Annotated in this window: 17 protein-coding genes; 7 read left to right on the top strand and 10 right to left on the bottom strand. The window is 35.3% G+C overall.

The annotated features are described in order from the left end of the window. Nucleotides 1–97 precede the first annotated feature (97 nt). The 7 genes from ccoS (at nt 98) to K0U91_RS07600 (ending at nt 6,539) form a co-directional block, all read left to right on the top strand. Nucleotides 98–322 carry a cbb3-type cytochrome oxidase assembly protein CcoS gene (gene ccoS / locus K0U91_RS07630; protein WP_219969659.1) on the top strand — a complete coding sequence of 75 codons (225 nt, stop codon included), beginning with the start codon at nt 98–100 and terminating at the stop codon, nt 320–322. Between the two features lie 5 nt (nt 323–327). Beyond that, nucleotides 328–2,589 (top strand): cytochrome-c oxidase, cbb3-type subunit I, encoded by a 2,262-nt coding sequence (gene ccoN / locus K0U91_RS07625; protein ID WP_219969660.1) that lies wholly within the window; start codon nt 328–330, stop codon nt 2,587–2,589. Nucleotides 2,590–2,599: 10 nt separating this feature from the next. Beyond that, a complete protein-coding gene (locus K0U91_RS07620; protein WP_219969661.1) occupies nt 2,600–2,797 on the top strand; it encodes a cbb3-type cytochrome oxidase subunit 3 in 198 nt (65 codons plus the stop codon). 94 nt (nt 2,798–2,891) lie between these two features. Next, the gene (locus tag K0U91_RS07615; RefSeq protein WP_219969662.1) at nt 2,892–3,770 is read left to right on the top strand and encodes a c-type cytochrome; all 879 of its coding nucleotides are present in this window, start codon (nt 2,892–2,894) and stop codon (nt 3,768–3,770) included. Nucleotides 3,771–3,865: 95 nt separating this feature from the next. Beyond that, entirely contained in the window at nt 3,866–5,320 is a 1,455-nt protein-coding gene (gene ccoG, locus K0U91_RS07610; RefSeq protein ID WP_220178981.1) for a cytochrome c oxidase accessory protein CcoG, read from the top strand. 11 nt (nt 5,321–5,331) lie between these two features. Beyond that, nucleotides 5,332–5,784 carry a FixH family protein gene (locus K0U91_RS07605; protein WP_220178980.1) on the top strand — a complete coding sequence of 151 codons (453 nt, stop codon included), beginning with the start codon at nt 5,332–5,334 and terminating at the stop codon, nt 5,782–5,784. After that, nucleotides 5,775–6,539, top strand: coding sequence for a sulfite exporter TauE/SafE family protein (locus tag K0U91_RS07600; RefSeq protein WP_220178979.1), 765 nt, complete (start codon nt 5,775–5,777; stop codon nt 6,537–6,539). Before K0U91_RS07605 ends, K0U91_RS07600 begins: the two co-directional genes overlap by 10 nt. A 267-nt stretch (nt 6,540–6,806) precedes the next feature. On the opposite strand, the gene serS is transcribed toward K0U91_RS07600, so the two are convergent. From serS to K0U91_RS07550, 10 genes are all read right to left on the bottom strand, one after another. Further along, nucleotides 6,807–8,075 (bottom strand): serine--tRNA ligase, encoded by a 1,269-nt coding sequence (serS, locus tag K0U91_RS07595; RefSeq protein WP_220178978.1) that lies wholly within the window; start codon nt 8,073–8,075, stop codon nt 6,807–6,809. A 97-nt stretch (nt 8,076–8,172) separates the two neighbouring features. Beyond that, on the bottom strand, nt 8,173–8,679 hold the full coding sequence (locus tag K0U91_RS07590; protein WP_220178977.1) for a hypothetical protein: 507 nt from the start codon (nt 8,677–8,679) through the stop codon (nt 8,173–8,175). Nucleotides 8,680–8,713: 34 nt separating this feature from the next. Beyond that, nucleotides 8,714–10,612, bottom strand: coding sequence for an asparagine synthase (glutamine-hydrolyzing) (gene asnB, locus K0U91_RS07585; protein WP_220178976.1), 1,899 nt, complete (start codon nt 10,610–10,612; stop codon nt 8,714–8,716). 83 nt (nt 10,613–10,695) lie between these two features. Continuing rightward, nucleotides 10,696–11,952, bottom strand: a complete 1,257-nt coding sequence (locus K0U91_RS07580; RefSeq protein ID WP_220178975.1) for an MATE family efflux transporter — start codon at nt 11,950–11,952, stop codon at nt 10,696–10,698. After that, complete coding sequence (locus K0U91_RS07575) at nt 11,949–13,091, bottom strand: glycosyltransferase (RefSeq protein WP_220178974.1); 1,143 nt, start codon at nt 13,089–13,091, stop codon at nt 11,949–11,951. The genes K0U91_RS07580 and K0U91_RS07575 overlap by 4 nt, the downstream gene beginning before the upstream one ends. A gap of 47 nt (nt 13,092–13,138) precedes the next feature. After that, on the bottom strand, nt 13,139–13,627 hold the full coding sequence (locus tag K0U91_RS07570) for a hypothetical protein (RefSeq protein WP_219969675.1): 489 nt from the start codon (nt 13,625–13,627) through the stop codon (nt 13,139–13,141). Between the two features lie 25 nt (nt 13,628–13,652). Then, nucleotides 13,653–14,792, bottom strand: coding sequence for a hypothetical protein (locus K0U91_RS07565; RefSeq protein ID WP_220178973.1), 1,140 nt, complete (start codon nt 14,790–14,792; stop codon nt 13,653–13,655). Nucleotides 14,793–14,823: 31 nt separating this feature from the next. Next, nucleotides 14,824–15,609 carry a (Fe-S)-binding protein gene (locus K0U91_RS07560; protein WP_220178972.1) on the bottom strand — a complete coding sequence of 262 codons (786 nt, stop codon included), beginning with the start codon at nt 15,607–15,609 and terminating at the stop codon, nt 14,824–14,826. A 64-nt stretch (nt 15,610–15,673) separates the two neighbouring features. Then, entirely contained in the window at nt 15,674–17,002 is a 1,329-nt protein-coding gene (locus K0U91_RS07555; protein WP_220178971.1) for a (Fe-S)-binding protein, read from the bottom strand. An 8-nt stretch (nt 17,003–17,010) separates the two neighbouring features. After that, entirely contained in the window at nt 17,011–17,961 is a 951-nt protein-coding gene (locus K0U91_RS07550; RefSeq protein WP_220178970.1) for an MlaD family protein, read from the bottom strand. Between the last annotated feature and the right edge of the window lie 104 nt (nt 17,962–18,065).

Below are 18,065 nucleotides of genomic sequence, written 5' to 3'. Positions count from 1 at the left end.
AGACTGATTTTAAATTAGCAAGAACCGTTATTTCGTGATTAATGTCATTATTTTTCATTAATTTTGAACCCCGAAAATAGGTTAATTTTGTTGTCAAATGGATATTCTATATTTAATGATCTTATGCAGTGCTTCTTTGGCTGCAGTTTTCCTGATCGTTTTTATAGTAAACGCCAGAAGAGGACAGTTTGAAGATGACGAATCTCCGGCTGTAAGAATACTTTTTGAAGATGAGGTAAGAGAGGAAAAGGTAGATTCTGGCAACAAAAACGATAAAGAGGAAAAAGGAGAAAATAATAAAATTGAAGAAAAAAGTGAATAGTTAATATGGAGACACAAAAGTTTAGTTATGACAACAGTATTGTTCGGGCATTCCTATATGCGACCATAGTTTTTGGGATCATAGGGTTTTTGTTTGGGCTTACTGCGGCATTAATGCTTTTCTACCCTGAGCTTCCTGAATTTTTATTCGGGACCGATGATACGACTATCAACAGTCTGTCATCAGGAGATATTCAAGGTTTGATCAACACTCATGGTGCATTTGGTTTCGGAAGAATCAGAATGCTCCACACCAATACTGTAATTTGGGCATTTGTATGTAATATCGTTTATACCGGTATTTATTACTCATTGCAGAGATTACTAAAGGCAAGAATGTACAGTGATACATTATCTTGGCTACATTTCTGGACTTGGCAGTTGATGATTGTTGCTACGTATATCACGTTCTTTATGGGGATCAACACCTCAAAAGAATATGCAGAACATGAATGGCCAATTGATATATTAATCGCATTCTCCTGGATTATTTTCGGGGCGAATATGTTCTTGACGATCGCAAAAAGAAGAGTAAGACACTTGTATGTGGCAATCTGGTTCTATATCGGTACCTGGATAGCAGTAGCAATGCTGCATATCTTCAATAACCTTGAAGTACCATTATCTTTCGGAGGATGGAAATCTTATTCAGTTTATGCAGGGGTGAAAGATGCTATCGTTCAGTGGTGGTATGGTCACAATGCAGTTGCATTTGTACTGACAACACCGGTTTTAGGTTTGATGTATTATTTCTTACCAAAAGCAGCTGACAGACCCGTATTTTCTTATAAACTTTCGATTATTCACTTCTGGTCATTAATTTTCGTTTATATCTGGGCGGGTCCTCACCACCTCCAATACACAGCTCTTCCGGCTTGGGTGCAGGCAGTTTCTACAGGATTCTCTATCATGCTTATCGCTCCATCTTGGGGAGGTATGCTGAATGGTCTTCTTACCTTAAGAGGCGCTTGGGATAAAGTGAGAGAAAACCCGATATTGAAGTTCTTCGTCGTTGCAGTTACCTGTTATGGGATGGCAACTTTTGAAGGACCACTTTTGGCAACAAAAAACATCAATAAAATAGGTCACTTTACCGACTGGGTGATCGGTCACGTACATTTAGGTGCATTAGGATGGAATGGTTTCATGGCATTCGGTGTGATTTACTATTTGGTACCGATCATGTGGAGAACAAAAATCTGGTCCGTAAAATTAGCTAACTGGCATTTCTGGTTAGGTACTTTAGGAATCATTTTCTACGCAGTTCCAATGTATATTGCAGGATTTACCCAAGGTTTGATGTGGAAACAATTCAACCCGGATGGAACATTATTATGGAAAAACTGGCTGGATACGGTAACTGCAATTATTCCTTATTACAAACTAAGATTTGTAGGAGGTTTCTTATATCTTTCCGGAGGTTTATTGATGGTGGTGAACGTATTTGCTACGGTTAGAAAAGGATCATTCCAGAAAGAAGTTCCTGCAGAAGCTCCGGCTTTGGCAATTATTACTAAGAAAAGAAAAGAAGGAGAAGGCACTCACCTTTGGTTAGAAAGAATGCCGGTATTATTAGGTATTTTATCTTTCATCACGATATCTATCGGAAGTTTGATAGAGATTGTTCCTACTCTTTCACTAGACAAAAGTGTCCCTACAATTTCAGCTGTAAAACCTTATTCACCATTAGAATTGGAAGGTAGAGATATTTACATCCGGGAAGGCTGTAACGCTTGTCACTCTCAGATGGTTAGACCATTCAGAGATGAGATCGTAAGATTCAACGGTAAAAACGGACAATATTCTAAGGCGGGGGAATTCATTTATGACAGACCTTTCCTTTGGGGATCTAAAAGAACAGGACCGGATTTGCATAGAGAAGGTGGTAAAAACCCAAGCTCTTGGCATTACAAACACATGTATAACCCAAGATCTACATCTGCTGGTTCTATTATGCCTCGTTACCCTTGGTTGATTGCTACAAACTTAGACAGAAGCAAGATGGTTGACAAAATGACGCTGATGAAAAAATCTTTTGATGTACCTTACACAAAGGCTCAGATAGATTCTGCAGATAAATGGGCAGACAACCAGGCTGCAAAAATTGTAAAAGATATCTTCTCTGAAGCAGCCGATTTAAAAACCGAATATGCAAAAAGACCAGACGTACAGCTTGAGAAAAAAGAAATTGTAGCGTTAATCTCTTATCTGCAAAGATTAGGTACAGATATCAAAACAACAGAAATAAAAACAGCCAGTAATAATTAATTAAAAGCTCATGATTCCTCAGAACTTTAAAGATATATTATCCAATACGGAAAACGCAGGTTTGTATCAAACATTGGCTCTGATTTTCTTTATGATGTTCTTCATCGCTTTAGTTATATACGTTTTTAGCAGGCCTAAAAAATATTACAAAGAAGAAGAACATGCACCGCTGGAGGATGACCAGGATGATTTTAACTTGAAAGATTAACCATTTAATAATGCAATCGCAGTTAGCTCAATTATTGCTTTAATAATTTAAGAAAATAGCGATTGCATTTGACTTTAAACAATAAACTTCACATATGAAACAAAGAACACCGGTTTTTGTAAACATCTTGATAATAACAGGGCTTCTTATCGTCTTTTATTATTTATTTGTACAAAGCTATTCGTTTTTAGCTTCGCCCTATTTTTGGGGAACTGTAGTAATCAGTGCAATTTTAGCATACATTCACAGTGCAATCGGAGATTTGATTGAGAACAATAAATTTAAAAAACTGACTGCTGAAGAAAAGTCGGCATATCTGAACGAAAAGAAAATTCCTTTTCTAAAAAGACAGTATGACGCAGCCTTCAAAAAGCAGTCTGAAACTGAAGAAAAAGATATTCTTATTGATCACGGATTTGACGGTATCATGGAATTAGATAACCAGTTGCCGAAATGGTGGGTAGGTTTATTTTGGTTTGGGACTGCATTCTGTATTGTTTATATCTGTGCTTATTCATTTACCGATTTTGCACATCCACTTAAAGAATATGACGTTGAATATAAAGAACAGATTGCAAGTATTAAAATATATGAAGAAACTCAGCCACAGGTAACCATAGAGTCAGCTGCATTTTCTGAAGACAACATTGCAGCTGGTGAAGAAGTTTTCAAAACCAACTGTGTATCTTGTCACTCAGAAGGTGGTAAAGGAGGTATCGGACCAAACCTTACAGATAACTTCTGGCACAACCAGCCTGAAAAAACATTATTCAAAAACGTATTCCACGTAGTAGAAAACGGAGTTACAGGAACAGCAATGCAGGCTTGGGGTAAAAATGGAGTACTCACAGGCAGAGATATTCAGAATGTAGCAGCTTTTGTATATCACATCAACCAGGAGCAGCCACCAATTACTCCGGCTCAGGGCGGTGCACCAGCTTACGGTGATGAAGCGAAATGGGAGAAACAGTAAATTAAAACTTAAAAATATATGATTAAACATAATTTGTTATTAAATTAAAAAATAGTAACGAATTATGTTTTTTCTTTTTTATAAACCAGACTTACATGTCAGATAAAGGAGATGATATTCTACGCGGCGGACAGGGGCAGGTTTTAGATCCTGAAACCTATAGAGATTCTATAGGCACAATGGAACAATCCGGAAAGAGAAAATGGGTTTTTCCTAAAAAACCAAAAGGTAAGTATACCAATTACCGAAACATTGTTAGTTATTTATTACTGACAATCTATTTTATTGTGCCATTTATTAAGATCAATGGCAATCCTTTCTTTTTATTTAATGTGATCGACAGAGAGTTTTTCATCGTTGGGCAGCCTTTCTATCCTCAAGACTTTTTCATTCTTACTTTAGGTGCTATTGCCTCTCTTTTATTCATTATTATTTTTACGATTGCATTTGGAAGAATTTTCTGTGGTTGGATATGTCCTCAGACAATTTTTATGGAATCTATATTTCGTAAAATAGAATACCTGATTGAAGGAGACCGGAACAAGCAGATGAAGCTGGACAAACAGGAATGGAATAGCGAAAAAATATGGAAAAGAAGCTTAAAATGGTCGATTTACGTTGTAATTTCATTGATTATTACCCATTTTATGTTTATGTACATTGTGGGTTACGAGCAGGTGCTTGATATTATTTCTGACGGACCATTTGCACATCCTACCAATTTTATGGTGATGATTCTTTTTACTGCAGCATTTTACTTTGTTTTTGCATGGTTCAGAGAGCAGGTTTGTACATTGGTTTGTCCGTATGGAAGATTGCAGGGAGTTTTGATCGATAAAGAAACCATCAATGTTTTTTACGATTTCAACAGAGGCGAAAACCGCTCAAAATGGAGAAAAGGTGAAGACCGGAAAGCTGCCGGAAAAGGTGACTGTATTGATTGTTATCAATGTGTGGTCGTTTGTCCTACAGGAATTGACATCCGGGACGGGCAGCAATTGGAATGCATCAATTGCACCGCTTGTATCGATGCCTGTGACGAGGTCATGGAAAAAGTGGGCTTGCCAAAAGGTTTGGTTCGTTATGCTTCAGAAAAAGAAATAGAAACCGGCGCACCTTATCAATTTACAGGTAGAATGAAAGGTTTTGCTGTGGTACTGGTTTTATTGATTGGATTTTTAGGATATCTCCTCTCAAGCCGCGGCGAAATGGAAGCTAAATTCATCAAACCTGCAGGAAGCACCTTTTTTGTAAGAGACGGCAAAATCACTAATACCTACAACTATACTTTTTTAAATAAAACAAACGATAAAAAACTCGTTACCATCAAAGTAATAGAGCCTGCAAAAGGAGAAATCAGCTACAGCGCTTCAAGCAAAATTACGGTAGAAAGAGATAAGATTACAAAAGGAACTGTGAATATCAGTTTCCCGGAAAACGCAATGAAGCTGTCTAAGCAGAACATTACCATTGGTGTTTACGATATGAAAGGGGAACTTATAGATTCTTATAAAACTTATTTTGAAGGACCATTTAAATTACAATTTTAAACTTTTTAAAGATGAAAAATTTCACTTGGGGACACGGTGTATTGATCGCATTAGGTTCATTTATAATTTTTATTTTATCAATGCTTTTCCTATTTCCGAGCGGACAGAAAAACTCGGAAATGGTAACCGATAAATATTACGAAGAAGAGTTGGAATATCAAACGGTTATCGATGCGAAAAGAAGAGCAGACACACTGAAAGAAAAACCTGCATTTTCTCAGAATACAGAGGGAATTAAAATGACTTTTCCAAAAAATATCAATAATGCAAACTCTAAGATTAAATTTGTATTGAACCGATCTGATGATCAGAATTTAGACATCAAAAGGTCTGAGCAGCTTGATGCCAATCAGTCATTCACGATTCCTGCGAAAGTTTTAACTAAAGGAAACTATACTTTACGACTGATGTGGACTACCGCTAAAACAGACTACCGACTCGATTATGATGTAATATGGAAATAGCATTGGTCATATCGGCAATTGCTTTAGGCTTTGCTTCCGGTTTTCATTGTATCGGAATGTGCGGCCCTATTGCATTATCGATGGGATTGACAAAAAAGCAGGCAACCAATTTTTATCTTCAGAATTTAACCTATCAATTCGGAAGAATATTTACTTATGCCTTATTAGGCGGAGTTTTAGGAATCATTGGAGAAGGTTTTGAGATGGCTGGTTTTCAGCGATATCTCACGATTGCTGTCGGAATTCTACTAATTGTCATGGCACTTTTCTCATTTGGTGGAAAAGATTTTGCTTCAAAAATTCCCTTCTTTTCTAAATTTTTATTTAAAGTAAAATCTAATTTAGGTAAACTTCTTCAAAAAGCAGATTACCGCTCAAGATTCACCACTGGAGTCCTCAACGGATTCCTTCCATGCGGAATGGTTTATATGGCTTTAACCGCAAGTTTAGCTGCAGGTGGAATTTGGCAGGGAGCTTCATATATGGCCTTATTCGGTTTGGGCACACTTCCGTTCATGTTTACGGTAGTTCTTGTCGGAAACCTCGTGAATCAGGCTTTCAGGCTTAAAATTTTGAAAGCAATTCCGGTGATTATGATTATTCTCGGCGGATTGTTTATTTTGAGAGGTCTGGAGTTGGGAATTCCGTATGTTTCACCAAGAGCTGAAGCGATGACGATTTCTAAAGACAATCAAGGTGAATGCCATTTACCGGGAGATCACAGCACGCATCCGCATAATGCGAATTGTCATTGATTACACGATTAAAACTTAAAATGAAAATTTTAATTACAGTTTGGACAATACTTTTTTTAATACCTGTTCTCTATTACTTGTTTCAAAATCCACATACAAAAGGTATCAGCCTTGTTGATTTGAAAAATTTTTTATTCATTTATATCATTGGAATTCTTATTCTGCTTATAATAAAAAAAATTAGCAAATATTCTCAGTAGATAAGTAAGGAAATCATAAAAGAAAAAGCCATCTTTAGGGATGGCTCTATATTTTTCTATCAAAATTTTAATTAATCAAATCAAACTTCGCATACTCAGCAATCTTCTTTGGCAGCCTAATTCCATTTTCAGTCTGATTATTTTCCAGCAAAGCAGCCATAATTCTTGGCAAAGCCATTGCAGAACCATTCAGTGTGTGTACTAGCTGAGTTTTCCCGTCAGCTTTGTAACGGCATTTTAAACGATTCGCCTGGAAAGTTTCAAAATTTGAAACTGAACTTACTTCCAGCCATTTTTCCTGGGCCGCACTCCACACTTCAAAATCGTAGGTCATCGCAGAAGCAAATCCAGTATCACCGCCGCACAATCTTAAAACCCTGTACGGTAATTCAAGATCAGTCAGGATTTCTTTGATGTGTTCTACCATTTCTTCCAAAACAGCGTAAGAATTTTCAGGCTTTTCTAATCTTACAATTTCTACTTTTTCAAACTGGTGCAGACGATTCAGACCTCTTACATGAGCTCCATAACTTCCCGCTTCTCTTCTGTAACATTGAGAAAATGCTGTATTTTTAATCGGAAGATCTTTTTCATCCAGTAAAACATCTCGGTACAGATTCGTCACGGGAACTTCTGCTGTTGGTATCAAGTACAACTCATCAGCATTGATGTAGTACATCTGCCCTTCTTTATCAGGCAACTGACCGGTACCATATCCTGAAGCTTCATTGACTACATGAGGCGGGTTGACTTCCAGATAACCTGCATCCACATTTTTATCTAAAAAATACTGAACTAATGCTCTCTGCAATCTCGCTCCTTTTCCAAAGTAAACAGGAAAACCTGAACCGGCAATTTTTACACCCAATTCAAAATCGATCAGATTATATTTCTTCGCCAGTTCCCAGTGCGGAATTGCGCCTTCGCCCAAGCCTTCCACATCATGAGACTGGTAGATAATTTCATTATCATCTGCAGAAGCTCCGCTTTTTACTAATTCGTAAGGAACGTTTGGAATTTGATATAATATTTCTAAAAGCTTTTTTTCGCAAACTTCCAACTGAGACTTCAATTCTGCGCTCGACTCCTTATATTGTGCTGTTTTAGATTTTGATGCTTCAGCTTCGTCTTTTTTTCCTTCTTTCATCAATATACCAATCTCTTTGGAGATTTTATTGATTTCTGAAAGCTGTGAATCTAATTCAAACTGAATTCTTTTTCTTTCTTCATCAGCAGCGATTGCCTCGCCTACTAACTCAGGATTTTTGAATTGTCTTTTTTGAAGACCTTCTAAAACGCGTTCTTTATTTTCGCGCAAAAAATTGACTTGTAACATTTTTGTTTTGTTGTTGGGTGTTAGATGTTTGTTGTTGGGTGTTGCAGGACTTCCATCATCCAGCTTCCGTCATCCAACAGATATGCAAATTTAAAGATTATTTTATGATCGTAACATTATTTGGCTGATCCGTTACTTTAGTGAATATCAATTGCTTGTTATAATTCACTTTTGAAACTTCAAATATCGACGGCGTCCACCGATAAAGAATTTCGAGCGTATCATTTACTGGCTCACTAACTGTAGAGTCCGTAAGTTTTTTTACAAGAGCAACACTGATCTCTGAACGGTAAACTCTATCGTCAGAATCTGCACCACTTACAAGTTGCCGCGTTGCACCTGCAATATATTCCAGATAGAAGGTAGAATCTGCGGACATTTTTCTTGAATTGCTTACCGGAGCATTATCTACCGGAGCTAAGATATCATTCATCGAAACAGTAGTATAAGAACCGATTTTATCTGGCAACAGCAAATCGTTTCCGGCAGCATCTTTTATATAGAAACTCATGATCTGATCTATTTTCTGAACAGAATCCTCATCACTCCTGCATCCCATAAGCGCAAAACATCCCAATAAAATTCCAAAAAGCAGATTTTTCATACTGCAAAGGTAAAATATAAAATGAAATTGAAGTTTATTGCTCTTCAAAATATTTTTGGTACCAAAGCTCAAAAGTAACCAATTGCCAGATTTTTACATAGTCATATTCATCTTTCTGGTTTTTCCACCATTCATCGATGACTTCTGAATTGAAAAAATTCCGTTTTTTTAAACTTTCTAAATTTTCAACAATAAAATCCTGCATGTTCTTCTCCTTTTTAATAAAATAAGCGAGAGGAAAAGAAAATCCACGCTTCGGCATTTCCAAAACTTCAGATGGCAAATATTTTTGGCCCACTTTTCTCAGCAACGGTTTATTTTGAGTTCCGTTGAATCTGAATTTTTCCGGCAGACTAGAAACATAATCAATCAAATCATTGCTTAGATAAGGATATCTAAATTCAACACCATATTTCATTGCGCTCAGATCATCACGGAAGACATGATGCGAAGATAGAGAATACTTCATATCATATTCAAAAAGTCCACTATAATTATAGGTTTCCGATAAATGAAACTGTTTTAAATCTGAATTGATCTGATTGTAAATTTCTTTTTTAAAAACTTTTCCAGCCTGCAAAGGTTTCATCCCGGCCTGACTCTGCCTGAAAAAATCAAATAGAGAATCCTGTGAAAAATAATTTTTAACCTTCAATGAAAAATCGTCATTAGTGAAAATAAAATTTCTTATAAAATTAAAATTCTTCATCGAAAGCCATCTATTCAGTTTCAGAGAATGAGAATATCCTGCGAATAATTCATCGGCGCCGTTGCCGCTTAATACCACTTTAAAACCAAAACTTTTAGCGTATTCTGCAGCGTTCATCAAGACTTCCAGACTGCTGTAAGGTTCTTCAAAATGCTGGATATTTTCTTTTAATTGGCTTAAAATTTCTTCGTCCGAAACTTTTTTTATATGATGTAGAACATCAAACTTATCAGCTACCAAAGCAGCATTTTTCACTTCGTCTTCTGAAAAAGGATAAGCAATAGTAAATGCATTGATGTCATTTTTGTAAGGCTTAGACTTGGCCGTAATCAAGGTAGAATCTATGCCGCCGCTCATCATGCTTGCTACCGGAACATCTGCAAAAAGCTGCTTCTGAACACTTTCAGAAAGCAACTGATCTATTTTTGTTGCTGCTTCATCCTCTGAAATATTTTGATTGGTTGGAGGAAACTTCCAGTAAAATTCTTTTTCTGTTTTAAAATTATTTAAGTCAATATTTATAAAAGATGCAGGCTCTAAAGAAAAAACATCTTTAAAGCAAGTTTCCGGAGCTAAAGTCGTCTGAAAAAGAAAATTCGTATAAACGCCCTGCCAATTGATTTCAGGAGTCAAGAATTCATGTTTAAGAAGCGATTTTATTTCAGATGCCCACAGAATGGTATCCTGATTTTTGTAGTAAAATAAGGGTTTTAAACCTACCCGATCTCTTGCTAAGAGTAATTTATTTTTTTCTAAATCGATCAAAGCAATCGCAAACATTCCATCGAACTTGGCAAACATTTCTGTTCCCCATTCTTCATAAGATCTAAGAATAACTTCAGTATCAGAATGACTTTTGAATGTATGATCAAGATCTTCAAGCTCTTTTCGTAATTTTTTAAAATTATAAATTTCACCATTGAAAGTGAGGCTGATTTTTTCATGATCTGAAAGCATCGGCTGATGTCCTTTTTCAGATAAATCCAATATTGAAAGCCGCCTGAAACCTAATGCAATTTTTGATTTTTCTCCTTCTAAAACTGGAAATGCTTCTTTGATTTTTTGTGTAGAATCTACTCCTGAAAAAGATTTTCCTACTACTCCATCAAACAGCCAAAAACCTTCATCATCAGGACCGCGATGCCGAATAGATTTATTCATTTCTAAAATATTTTTAGAAGAAATGTCTTTCCTGAATGAATAATAACCGCAGATTCCGCACATAATCAAATTTGAAAGGTAAAAATATAAAATTGTTTTACAGATTTAGTTACAAAACTTATTATTTCTCGATTATCTTAGTTTCCTTATTTAATTTTAAATACGTGAAGTAAATTATTAATGTCCGTTTTTGAAATAATATAATCCTTTAAGCGCAAATCTGTTGAACGATAGAACTTCCAGAATAAAATGGCAGCTGACAAACAATACGAAACCGAGGTAACTACGCAAGCTCCAAAAATTCCCCAACGAGGAATGAGCAGTAGAGAAAATATAATGGTAATGGACAGCCCAACCAATGATTTTACATTTAAAATCTTAAGTTCTTTAATTCCGGAGAAATAATATCCTATCATATCACTGACTGCAATCGCAAAAATTCCCGGAGATAGAATCAGCATAATATATTTTGTATTGGTAAACTCACGGCCGAAAATCTGTACATACATTTGTGCCGGAATGACGATAATTCCTAAAATAAAAATCAGCATCATGGTAAATGAAAGTTTTAATGAAGATTTGACTTTTATAATCGATTCTTCTTTGCTTTTGCTGTTGATTACATCAGAATAAAGAACGACTGCAATACTTCTGGTAATCGTCCAGATGGCTTCTGAGAAGGTAATTCCAATAGAAAATATTCCGACAGCAGCTAATCCCTCAAAGTGTTCCAGGAAATAAAATGACAATCGGTAATTTAAAAACTGAATGAATGTGCTTAATTGATTTTTCCAGCCGTATTCAAACATATTTTTAAGTACTGATCTCGAGAATTTGAATTCTGAAACAGTGCACTTTTTCATAATCTGGAAAAAACTTATTCCAAATAAGAAAAAGAGACAACATATCTGAGCAAAGAAGTAGGCAGAAACATCTTTTAGATTCAAAAAATAGATAAAAACAACAATAAAAATAACATGAACCAGTTGTTGTAAAACTGTATATATATTAAACAATCTGATATTTTGTGTCCCTACAAAAAGGCTGATATTAGTTGCAAGAAGTGAAGATAATATTGAAATACCAATCAAAGAGTACAGATATTCGTTATGAATAGAGGTAAAAGCAAAAGCTAATGGTACAGTACATCCGATAAATAATGACCAGATATACGAATAGATAAGAATCTGTTCGACTTTAAACTTTTTTGCAAAATAGGAAGTGCTGCTTCCGGAAAAAATACTGCTAAAAAAGCTTACTATCGCTGCATTGGCAATAACGATTGAAATGGTACCTTTTCCCTCACTTCCCCACATATTCGTAGATAAGACGACCAAACCAAAGCTAAGTATCAAAATTAAAAACCGAGAAATAAAAGTCTGAACGATCTTCAGTTGCTTCATTTGATATTTTTTGGTAAAGAATTTTGTATAAAATTAACAAAAGATTCTTTGATAATTTTCCAACTATACTTCTCGTGGAATGCTTTAAGAGCATTTTCCGCATGAAGTTGATAAAGTTCGGGACTCTTTAGGTACTTTTCGATCTGCTTGGCTATTGTCTCAGAACTTTGAGGATTAACCAGAAATCCGAAATCAGAAATATCCAGATGCTTTCTAATCCCTTTCAAATTTGAATAAATTACAGGTTTTCCTGCTCCCATATAATAAAATAGTTTGATCGGAAGCGAATGATGGTTTTCGAAATTAAATTCTCGTAAATCAAAGCATATATCTGCATCAGCAAATGCATCGGTGAATTTTTCAAATGAGACAGGCATTCTGATTTCAATATTTTTAAACGAAAATTGAGAAAGCAGATTTGAAAAATACAAATCATCAATTTTTATTCTTGTAGAGCCTACAATCAGAATATTTATATTCAAATCAGAATTCCGTTTTTGAAGCCTGTCAATTGCTTTGAAAAAATTTCCGATCCCTTTATCTTCAGAAATAGCTCCGGTATAACAAAGAGTGATCTTATTTTTCTCTAGCGTTTTACGGTTTTCATGAATGAATTTCTCATCAGGATAATAAGGAACCACTAGTTTTTCTTTAAACGGAAAAAAATAAGCGAGCGGAAATTTTTTGGTTTCTTCTCCGAATATGAAATGCGTACTCAAGAATCCTGCATATAGCTGAATCAGAAAAAATTTTATTCCGTGAATGAATTTCATCAGAACATGATCATGCTGAAGCATCGACATTGAAGGATACCATTCTGTAATATCATAAACAATGCTCGCTTTTTTATTTTTACGAAATTGATTTGCGGCAATCACGGCAAGAGGTTCAGAACAAATAATGCAGTTCGGTTGATAAGAATCACAAATTTCCTTGAATTTTTTAATTTTGACAGCTGAAGATTCTCTTATAAGATCAAAAGATTCTATATCAATTCCATCGATCTTACCTTTAAATTCCGAATACAGACTACAGATTTTGACATCAAAACCTTTTGTTAAAAGTTCATGAGCCTGATGATAAAAAATACGGTCATCGTTATAGTTGTGAGCGGTCGTTAAGAATAGAATTTTCGGCATTACAAATGTTCATGCATTCTCTTGATTTTGATTTAATCCTGAGAAAATTATTTGATACCGGCAGCCCAGCTTCTATTAAAAGGAAGTAGGAAATTTCCCAGAAATTCTAAATATGTATTTTTAGAAAAATCGAAAACCTCTATTTCATTTGATAATTCTCCACTTCTCACTTTGTTCTTAAAATCTAAAAGTTTTAGCGTTTTTATTTCGCCATTTTCTATGAAGCTGGCTTTCATTCTGTCAAACAATCCTAATTGATATTCTTCATCGATTTCTCTCATGATCTTTCCTAAGGCATCAATACTGCAGCCTGAAGCCATTTCTTTTTCTTCATCTACACAGATTACAATAAACTGATTTTTTTCGATTTTAAATGATGAAGAAAGCGGTTTCCCGTGGGCAGCCCAGCCGGCAAGAAAATCATACAGTTTTTCGGTAATTACTTTTGCTTCTTTGGTTGTAAAAGCTCTTGAAGCAGGATATATAATCACTCTGTAATCTTCTGCCTCTACTATATTTGATTCTTCAATTTTCATCTTAAACTAATTTTAAAGAGTAAAATTACGCAATTTTGTTGAGTTGAAAGCCATTATATTTTTTGCTCAAAGCATATAAAAGCATCAAAAAAAGAAGGATTATAAAACCAAAAAAAAATCTTACGCTAGCAGAATCCGGAAAGATTAAAAACTTAATGTAAATATTCGCAAAAAGGAAGAAAGAAATCAAACGTACATAAAAATCTTTGGAAAAATAAAAAATAAATATGAAAATCAGCAATGCTGACACACTGACTTTCTTAAAATAGATAAACTTATTAAAAAGAATTTCCAGATAAGCATGTAGTGAAAAATTGGCTTGCTGCGCAGAGATCAATGGTCTTCTTTCGATAAAAGTATCATAAAAAAGATCTTTCCAACCTGGATAACTATAATATTTTAAGATGAAGATATATATTCCTGTCAATAAAATACCTTGAAAAACAAGGTTAAAATCAAATTTTTTATTTTCTTTAATAAATCTGAAAAAGATTACTGTTAACAAATAAGTCAGGGCAAAAATAATGTAATCCGGGCGGATAAGAATGGTAAGTAATAAAATTAAAAATACAATCCATTGGTTCCATTTTTTAAATAAAGCCAAAACAAAAAGCAGTAAAAAAAGAAATCCCAACATATCCGGACTGGGAGTTTTTGCCATAAATTTCGCTGTTGGCAATAAAACTATCACCAAAGTAGATACAGATGCTATAATATAGTTTTGAGGAAAAATTTGTTGTAAGATATAAAAAAGTAAAAGTCCTGATAAAAAATAAAAAATGCAACTCACCAACAAGACAGAATGCGGACCCGAAAATCCTGATTTATATAGCCCCAAAATCACCAAATTATAACCTACTTTGATTTTGTAATAAGGAATCTGCTCACTCAGTCCTTTAGGATTCTTTTCAAAAAACTGTATTGCTTTATTAGGTATTACGAGTCCTGAGATATCTTTATATTGAAGCGGTGAAGCTTCTTTTTTTATAGACGAATAGGTTAATTGATGTACTTTCTCTGCGGAATTTGGGAACTCTAATTCATAAAGACAAGCAAGATATCCCGGCATATCCCAGTCATAAACTCTGTTTTTGTAATTGCTAACCGTAAGATATATTAATACAGAAAGTACAACTAAAAAAGCAAGTCTCCATTGTATTTTCATTACAGATTCGTATAAAAGGAATTTGGTTCACTTACAAATCTTCAGCCTCAGCCAAAAGTTCTACAATGTCTTTTACTTCTACTTCATTATTCTTATTGAAATGCTTCACACCATCCGTCAGCATGGTATTACAAAAAGGACAGCCTGTTGCTATGATTTTTGGTTCAAAAGACAAAGCTTCTTCAGTTCTTTCTACGTTGATATCTTTATTTCCTTTTTCAGGTTCTTTGAACATCTGTGCGCCCCCTGCACCGCAACACAAACCATTGGTCTTGCAACGTTTCATTTCGACTAATTCGGCATCCAGTTTTTCAAGAAGCATTCTTGGCGCTTCATATTCACCGTTTGCTCTGCCAAGATAACAAGGGTCGTGGAAAGTGATTTTTTTACCTTTAAAAGCGCCACCTTCTATCTTCAGTCTGCCTTCATTCATTAGCTGTTTCAGAAACTGCGTATGATGAATCACTTCAAAATTTCCACCTAAACTCGGGTATTCGTTTTTAATCGTATTGAAACAATGTGGACAAGCCGTGACGATTTTTTTAACTTCATAAGCATTCAGTACTTCAATATTCGTCAATGCCATCATCTGGAAAACAAATTCGTTTCCGGCACGTTTTGCAGGATCACCGGTGCAGCTTTCTTCCTGTCCGAGTACAGCAAAATCAACCCCTATTTTATTGAGAATTTTACAAAATGCTTTGGTGATTTTTTTTGCACGGTCATCAAAGCTTCCGGCACAGCCAACCCAAAACAGAACTTCTGGTGATTTTCCTTCGGCAGCATATTCTGCCATTGTTTTTATAGTGAAATCCATGATTTATTAATGATAAGTGATGATTGATAATTGATTGTACTATTCAAATTATCTCATTTTCTAATTAATCTTTTGCCCAATTCAAACGGTCTGCCTGATTATATTGCCATGGTGCAGCATTATTTTCGACATTGGTCATCATCAGATTTAGCTCCTGCGGTGCGGCCGACTGCTCCATCACCAAGAATCTTCTCATGTCGAAAATGATAGATAGTGGATCAAGCAATACCGGACAAGCTTCCGTACATGCATTACACGTGGTACATGCCCAAAGCTCTTCTTTTGTGATATAATCATTCAGCAATTTTTTGCCGTCATCTTCAAATTTTCCGTTTTTATCAATATTTCTTCCGACTTCTTCCAAACGATCTCTTGTTTTCATTAAAATCAATCTCGGAGACAATATTTTGCCGGTAATATTTGCCGGGCATACAGAAGTACATCTGCCGCATTCTGTACAAGAATAGGCATTCAGCAACTGAACCTGGTTTAAATCAAACACATCTTCTGCACCAAATTTAGACGGAGCTTCAGCAATATCACCTTCAGCCGGAGCAGCATAAGGATCTGCATTGGGATCCATCATTAATTTGATTTCTTTGGTTACTGAGTCTAAATTATTAAACTTCCCGTATAAGTCTAAGTTTGCATACCAAGTGCTCGGAAACGCCAAGATAATGTGTAAATGTTTAGAATAATAAAGGTAATTCATGAAAAATAGAATTCCTATGAAGTGAAACCACCAAGCTGTTCTCTCTATCAAATGTAACGTTGGTTCGCTAAAACCAGAAAACCATCCCAGTAAAATTCCGCTGATTGGGAAACTTCCAGGAATGGGATGGGCTGCATAAGCACCTTGCAATTGATGATCTGCGGCATTCATTGAGAAGAAAGCTACCATCAAAGCAAATTCGATGATCAAAATCCAATTGGCATCATTTTTTGGCCATCCGAAAAGCTCTTTCATTGTCAATCGCTTAACACCGTAAAAATTACGTCTGATAAAAAATAAAACAACGCCAATAACGACAAGAATCGCTAAAACTTCAAGAGTTACCGTGAAAATATTATAAAAAGTATGCCCGAATATCGTTGCAAGAAAACGATGGGTTCCGAAGATACCATCAACAACGATTTCGATCAGTTCTATATTGATGATTACAAAACCAACATATACAAAAAGGTGAAGAATACCTGCAATAGGTCTTTTTACCATTCTGCTTTGTCCAAGCGCAACACGAGTCATTGTTTCCCAGCGTTCAGGCTTTCTGTCGCTGCGATTGATTTCTCTACCTAACCTGATATTTCTATAAATTTTAGAAAGGCTTTTTCCGAATAACCCAAAACCTGCAACTAATAGAATCAGAAAAATAATATTGTCAAGATATTGCATAAGCCTTATTAGTCTTTACTGTTCTTACCAAATACTGAGAAATTAACGTATTTCTTAGGATTAGCTTTTAAATCCTCTATCAAAGCATTTAAATTGTTAGATGCGGCGTTCAGATTATTATACAACTGGTCGTCTTTCATAATTTTACCTAAACTTCCCTCCCCTCTATCTATTCCTGAAACTACACTATTTAGTTTTCCTACCGTTGCATCAAGATTGGCAATCGTTTGGTTCAGTTGTTTGGTATCGATACTTTCGGCCAGATTTCCGTACTTGTCTAAAGTTACTTTACCGGTCTGCATGGTAATGCTTGCATCATCCAGAACTTTTTGAAGCTTCGGATCGTTGTTTCCAACCAACTGATTTACGCTTCCGGCTGTAGTCTGTAATGCACCAACCGTTTTATTAAGGTTATGAAGCAAAAGTCTTATTTCCTCTCTGTTCTGCTCATTCATCACCTGATTGGCATTCACCATTAAAGAATCTACTCTATGTAAAACGACTTGCAGCTGATCTTTAACGGGACCTACCTGAGAAGAAAGACTGTTCATCATACCAAGTTTGAATGCACCTTGTAAAGTATCACCGTCTTTAGCTGTTGATCCGCCATAGGCAAGATTGACTCTCATTTCCTTACCGCCCATTAAACTCGGTTCGAAAATTTCAAGTCTAGAATTTTTCGAAAATTCAAAATTATCATCTACAGTAATTTTTACGATAAAATGAATTTTACCATCTTTTGATGTCTGCGGAGTAATTTTGTCTACCTGACCAACCTTTAAGCCATTAATCGAAACCGGTGAAGACTGTGTAAGACCCTCAACGTTATCATATTTGGCGTAAAATATATTATCGGTAGTGAAAAGACTCCTGCCTTTCATGAATTGAAACAAAATGACAAAGCCTACAATGGCAAGAATACCTATTGAACCGGCTTTTATTTCTTTACTGAACTTCACTTTTTTTATTTTTTCTAGTAAGCAAATATAGTACATTTAAATTAATGTTTTTCTGTATTGCTTTGGGTTAAACGCAAAAAAAAGTGGCAAAAACTCTGCCACTT

The organism is Chryseobacterium sp. LJ668, assembly GCF_019613955.1.
Lineage (GTDB): Bacteria > Bacteroidota > Bacteroidia > Flavobacteriales > Weeksellaceae > Chryseobacterium.
The sequence above is the reverse complement of the archived record's forward strand: the minus strand, read 5'-3'. Positions and strand labels throughout refer to the sequence as shown.

Excerpts from the sequence above, each read along its gene's own strand:
- K0U91_RS07565 (WP_220178973.1), bottom strand. The coding sequence starts at position 14,792 with ATGAAAATACAATGGAGACTTGCTTTTTTAGTTGTACTTTCTGTATTA.
- K0U91_RS07620 (WP_219969661.1), top strand. The coding sequence starts at position 2,600 with ATGATTCCTCAGAACTTTAAAGATATATTATCCAATACGGAAAACGCA.
- K0U91_RS07600 (WP_220178979.1), top strand. The coding sequence starts at position 5,775 with ATGGAAATAGCATTGGTCATATCGGCAATTGCTTTAGGCTTTGCTTCC.
- K0U91_RS07575 (WP_220178974.1), bottom strand. The coding sequence starts at position 13,091 with ATGCCGAAAATTCTATTCTTAACGACCGCTCACAACTATAACGATGAC.
- K0U91_RS07560 (WP_220178972.1), bottom strand. The coding sequence starts at position 15,609 with ATGGATTTCACTATAAAAACAATGGCAGAATATGCTGCCGAAGGAAAA.
- K0U91_RS07615 (WP_219969662.1), top strand. The coding sequence starts at position 2,892 with ATGAAACAAAGAACACCGGTTTTTGTAAACATCTTGATAATAACAGGG.
- serS (WP_220178978.1), bottom strand. The coding sequence starts at position 8,075 with ATGTTACAAGTCAATTTTTTGCGCGAAAATAAAGAACGCGTTTTAGAA.
- K0U91_RS07590 (WP_220178977.1), bottom strand. The coding sequence starts at position 8,679 with ATGAAAAATCTGCTTTTTGGAATTTTATTGGGATGTTTTGCGCTTATG.
- K0U91_RS07605 (WP_220178980.1), top strand. The coding sequence starts at position 5,332 with ATGAAAAATTTCACTTGGGGACACGGTGTATTGATCGCATTAGGTTCA.
- asnB (WP_220178976.1), bottom strand. The coding sequence starts at position 10,612 with ATGTGCGGAATCTGCGGTTATTATTCATTCAGGAAAGACATTTCTTCT.
- K0U91_RS07570 (WP_219969675.1), bottom strand. The coding sequence starts at position 13,627 with ATGAAAATTGAAGAATCAAATATAGTAGAGGCAGAAGATTACAGAGTG.
- K0U91_RS07580 (WP_220178975.1), bottom strand. The coding sequence starts at position 11,952 with ATGAAGCAACTGAAGATCGTTCAGACTTTTATTTCTCGGTTTTTAATT.
- K0U91_RS07555 (WP_220178971.1), bottom strand. The coding sequence starts at position 17,002 with ATGCAATATCTTGACAATATTATTTTTCTGATTCTATTAGTTGCAGGT.
- ccoG (WP_220178981.1), top strand. The coding sequence starts at position 3,866 with ATGTCAGATAAAGGAGATGATATTCTACGCGGCGGACAGGGGCAGGTT.
- ccoN (WP_219969660.1), top strand. The coding sequence starts at position 328 with ATGGAGACACAAAAGTTTAGTTATGACAACAGTATTGTTCGGGCATTC.
- ccoS (WP_219969659.1), top strand. The coding sequence starts at position 98 with ATGGATATTCTATATTTAATGATCTTATGCAGTGCTTCTTTGGCTGCA.